A 4,719-nucleotide genomic window follows, 5' to 3' on the forward strand; every position below is an offset into this window, starting at 1 on the left:
GCAGGGGGGCGGCGCTTTGGGCGTGGCATTGTTGGGAGGGATGGTCGGGGTTGGGGCCTCCATCTCCAGCGATGGCGTTGTGACCGCCATTGTTGGAAGTGCGATTGCGCTGTTGCTTGGTGGTTTTATTGCCTGGGGGTTTATTCGTTAGCGGGCCGAATAATTCTCCCACATACAGAAACCAACCATAGGAGTTGGCAGTGCCAGACTGACAGCCGACTGCAGAAAGCTGTCATTCAAAACCAGACTCATTCAACAAACAGTTCAGATCGTGGCTTAGCACGATCTAATCTTATTTCGTTATGCGTCATCATGAACTGGTCGCCGATAATTTTTGCTCATGTTCTATTAACCAACGTTTACGTTCTAATCCACCACCATATCCCATCAACGCACCATCCTTGCCAATAATGCGATGACAAGGAATGATAATCGCGATACGGTTTGCACCATTGGCTAATGCCACTGCACGCACGGCCTGTTTTTTTCCCAATTGTTCGGCCTGTGCCTGATAGCTGCTGGTCTGTCCATAGGGAACTGTTTGAAGAGCACTCCATACCAACTGTTGAAATTCACTGCCAGGCGCATGCAAAGCCACACTGAAATCTCTCCGCCGGCCTGAGAAGTATTCGCTGATCTCATGCTCGACTTGTCGAGTATGCTCATTCACTCCGGCAATGATTCTGGCATTAAGCAAGCGCTGCAAGTCCTTGAATTCTGTTTCCAGCATACGTCGGTCGACGAACTCAAGCAAACAAACTCCTTGATTTGTGGCGCAGACAAACATTGGCCCTAGTGGTGTGGTGAAGCGATTAATGAGAATTACATTCGTACCCGCACTATTTTTTGGAGTTTCACCAATCATTTTTTTATAGGTGTAGTTAAATCCACTGAGTGAATCATATCCGCTATCAAATGCAGCGTCCGTCGCCAGTTTTCCACCTTTTAGCTCCTGCAAAGCGGTATTTACTCGCAACATCCGTTGAAATGCCTGAAAAGTCATGCCATAGTGTTTGGCAAACCAGCGTCGCACCAACTCAGGACTAATGCCCTGCTGCTTCAATTGCCAGTCACTAATGCGAACCTTTGGGTTGGCTCTCACCAGCGCAATGGCCTGTTCGACCGGCGGTGGCGCGGCATGAGCATTCTCAGTCGGGCGACAAATTTTACACGGGCGAAATCCAGCAGCCAGCGCATCCTTAAGGTCGGTATAAAATTCAACATTCTCTCGCTTTGGTTTGCGGGCACGACAAGTGGCTATGCAAAATACGCCTGTCGTCTTCACGCCAACAAAAAAAATACCGACATAGTCCGATGCTCGCTCAACTAGCGCTTGGTAATACTTTTCAATCTGAGCGCTATCAGTAACCAGCATGATCGAATACCGACTGAAAGGATTGCGTTGTGCGGATATTTTGAAGCGTACTCAGCAACTGCCGCTGTAACTGAGCGTGGACAAAATTTCCCATACTGATACGCCTTACGCCAAGTTTGGTTAGCCTGTCGAATGCCGGAAGTTCAGGCATACACATGACGTTCAGTGGTAGTGGTACGGATTCGACAATTGCGGCAATGTCATGCTCCTGCACGATGCCGGGCACAAAGAAACCATTGGCCCCAGCTGCAGCATATAGGTGGCCACGGCGGATAGTTTCCGCCTGCGCGGTCTCTCGACCTAGCAGAAAAGTATCTGTACGAATATTTATGAATAGTTCAACACCCATTTCTGACAGAACCGCCTTGATCTTCATTAGTTTTGTAGCAAAATCTTCGGCATTTATCAGACTGCGATGCCCTTGGATCACAATGCTGTCCTCTATATTGACGCCTACAACCCCATGGGCAGCTAGTTTGACAAGATTCTCTACCAAGGATTCCGGCGTGCTAGCATAACCAGCCTCTATATCGACACTCAGGGGTAGATCACATACCGCTCGCACTCGGGAGACAATCTGCAACAACTCAGGAAAAATCACACCTTCGCCGTCAGTGTGGCCAAGCATACTGGCAATGGCAGCACTTGATGTACCGATCGCCTCATAGCCAACTTTCTGTGCAATCTGCGCACTTGAGGCATCCCAGACGTTGGCGATCAGCAACGGCGTTGCTTGTTGGTGCAGGGCATGGAAGTTCATAGACTAGCTCCTCAAGGAATTGGGAGCACAGCATATCGGCTAGTACATTTTGCGTACAACCGATATTTGGACAAGTATTTTTTCCAGTTGTCACAAGTCAAGCAGAGTGGCGAATAAATGTCATCAATAAATTGATGATCTCCTGAAATGCAAAGAATCCCTGTTGCACCGCATAATGGTAGTCACCATACCAGTATAAATACTCATATTGTACCAGTTTAAAGTCATTTGTATGATGACTCAAAAATATTAAACAGCAGTGTTGTGCTTTGTAATTGAATCCTTTCCTTTTCCGTGTCAGGAATATAGCTTATGCAAGCTTTTCTTTGGGTTATCGGTCCATTTCATATTCCCCTATGGATTCCCATCACGATTTTCGCTGCGCTGATGCAGACATGGCGAACAGGTGTGCAAGCCAAACTAAAAGACCAGCTTAGTGCCGAGGCGGCCAGTTTTGCTCGCTTCCTATATGCCATGCCCCTGGAGTTTTTGGCTTTCCTGATTCTCCTGAGTCAATTTGGACCGGCCCTTTTCCGGGACAGCCACCCAGAGTTTTGGATATTCTGTCTGGCTGGGGGAGTGGCCCAGATATGGGGAACCCTATTTCTTGTCCGTTCTTTTCATAGCCATGGGCTGGTGACTGGCACTGCCTATGCTAAAACTGAGTCTGCCCAGTTGGTCATTCTGACGACTATATTTCTGGGAGCACAACTACAACCGCTGGCCATTGTTGGTATTTTCTTGGCTCTCGCTGGTGTTCTAGTGCTTGGGTCCAAGGGCTGGGGCATCCTTGGCTCCAGTTTCTGGCAGGGGCTGGGCCAACCGGCGGCCCGTTATGGCTTGGTAGCCGCCCTAGGATTTGCCTTGGCCGCCATCGCTCTGCGTGCAGCAAGCCGCAATCTGGACACTGGCTATTCTCCGTTAATCACGGGTCTGTGGATTCTCCTGGTGACCAATTTTATGCAAACCGTACTGCAAGGGGGCTACCTTTCATGGCAAAAAAGGGACCAGTTGCGGGAAAGTCTGCGCGGATGGCGCATAGCGTGGCCCGTGGGCATATTGTCGGCCTTGGGCTCCTGGGCTTGGTTCAGTGCTTTTGCCCTCACCCAAGTGGCTTTGGTTCGGGGACTGGGACAGATTGACACCCTGTTGGTGTTTCTCTTCGGTCACCATGTGCTCAAGGAACGCTTGGGTCATGCCGAAATCATTGCAACATTGCTCATTGTCATCGGCGCTATCTGCATTATCGCTCCGGATATTCACTGGCAAGGGTAAGTTGCTTTAGGGCAGGCGACCCAAAAAGTTGCGGCAAGCAGAATGGTAGAATCCTCGGCCGGCAATCAGGGTACCTCAAAGCGTTTGTTGGACGAGCCTGTTTCTGAATGACCGGTTACGCTACTAAGCGCCCAATAGGATCGAAGATCACGCGGCCTCGTGCTTCATGCCTCCTAACCGGAGCAAAAAATATCGGCCACTTGATATATGCGCCCGCCATCACCTTGCTCAGATCGGCAATTATTTCAGGAATCCGACCATCCTATTTCACGTACTAGAAGCCCAACCAGTTGGATACAGGCCTCTGCGTCATTTGCCGTTATGGGACGCAATATGAAGCCACGTGACGCCTGAGCCTCCTGTTCTGCTGACTTACCTCGTGGATGCATGCGGTTTATAATGGTCGCCGCACTACGGACCACCGTATATTGTTTCGGAACCGCATCTATTACATCTTTCAAATCTTTTCGTTGAGCATCGTGACCGATATATGATGCGAGAATAACTCTGGCCGTCTCTCGCGCTGCATCAATGGTGGGCGTGGGTTGTTGCCGGTGATAGGTGTCTACTAAACAATCAAGCGCATTCTTAATCGGTAGAGTATCGACTCGATTTCCATCATTATCAGCGAGTGCCGCTGGTATATCTGGAATGACGCCGACAAGAGATTTTGCACGAAGAGTTAACATGAAATGGCCAATGGTAAGCTTTTCTACGCCAACAATTTGCCAATTTGTTTCAAATTCATTTGCTCCTATCTGAATGATTTGGCCAACAATATGGTGAGAGGATACTTCTGGCTGCCAAGGATTATAGGAAGCAGTAGGTAACAAATTACCCCAATTATATGAGCGTTTTCCATCAATGGTTACTTGATCCCACTGATGAGTACTATTTCCCCCCACATATATGCGTCCTCGCCTTATGCGCGTGACAGGATCGAAATTATCTTCTCTGAATATGATTTCCAGGCCAGCTTGATTTATGAAACCACAAGTAACAGCGCTAATTACGGGAAGGGGACGGATTAAATATACACTATGACTGTTCCCTTCGTAGAATGCCCCCCTCCAAAGCGCCAAACGGTCATTCATTTGTCATTCCTTCTCTGATACAGCAATTTTTTTCTGATCCGTCTGCCGGCTCAGAGCAGTTTCCATACGAAAGGTATTCTCTGCAATAATGGGTATATGCGCAACTTCCCATCTACCTGCTCAGGAGACCAGTGATGCTTCAGGATCATCGCGTCGATGTGCTGGGTCAAGGGGCTGTCCAGGTCGAATTTGCGTGGCCTACCCCGCCGGTGTTA

Annotated in this window: 4 protein-coding genes; 1 reads left to right on the forward strand and 3 read right to left on the reverse strand. The window is 48.9% G+C overall.

Translation table 11 applies throughout. The features are described 5' to 3' along the window. Positions 1-310 precede the first annotated feature (310 nt). Complete coding sequence (locus tag AC2VLY_RS16075; protein WP_486894107.1) at positions 311-1,375, reverse strand: bifunctional transcriptional activator/DNA repair enzyme AdaA; 1,065 nt, start codon at positions 1,373-1,375, stop codon at positions 311-313. Next, entirely contained in the window at positions 1,362-2,135 is a 774-nt protein-coding gene (locus tag AC2VLY_RS16080) for an isocitrate lyase/PEP mutase family protein (RefSeq protein ID WP_486894109.1), read from the reverse strand. The genes AC2VLY_RS16075 and AC2VLY_RS16080 overlap by 14 nt, the downstream gene beginning before the upstream one ends. Before the next feature lie 312 nt (positions 2,136-2,447). Here AC2VLY_RS16080 and AC2VLY_RS16085 point away from each other — a divergent pair, with 312 nt between their 5' ends. Next, positions 2,448-3,410: an EamA family transporter gene (locus AC2VLY_RS16085; protein ID WP_486894111.1), complete on the forward strand. Its 963-nt coding sequence runs from the start codon at positions 2,448-2,450 to the stop codon at positions 3,408-3,410. Positions 3,411-3,655: 245 nt separating this feature from the next. Here AC2VLY_RS16085 and AC2VLY_RS16090 read toward each other — a convergent pair whose 3' ends face one another. Continuing rightward, entirely contained in the window at positions 3,656-4,504 is an 849-nt protein-coding gene (locus AC2VLY_RS16090; protein WP_486894113.1) for a hypothetical protein, read from the reverse strand. Positions 4,505-4,719 lie beyond the last annotated feature (215 nt).

It is taken from the genome of Acidithiobacillus sp. TH-A36 (genome assembly GCF_057473445.1).

What these genes read in the sequence shown, in the direction of transcription:
- AC2VLY_RS16075 (WP_486894107.1), bottom strand. Translation starts at nt 1,375, where the DNA reads ATGCTGGTTACTGATAGCGCTCAGATTGAAAAGTATTACCAAGCGCTA.
- AC2VLY_RS16080 (WP_486894109.1), bottom strand. Translation starts at nt 2,135, where the DNA reads ATGAACTTCCATGCCCTGCACCAACAAGCAACGCCGTTGCTGATCGCC.
- AC2VLY_RS16085 (WP_486894111.1), top strand. Translation starts at nt 2,448, where the DNA reads ATGCAAGCTTTTCTTTGGGTTATCGGTCCATTTCATATTCCCCTATGG.
- AC2VLY_RS16090 (WP_486894113.1), bottom strand. Translation starts at nt 4,504, where the DNA reads ATGAATGACCGTTTGGCGCTTTGGAGGGGGGCATTCTACGAAGGGAAC.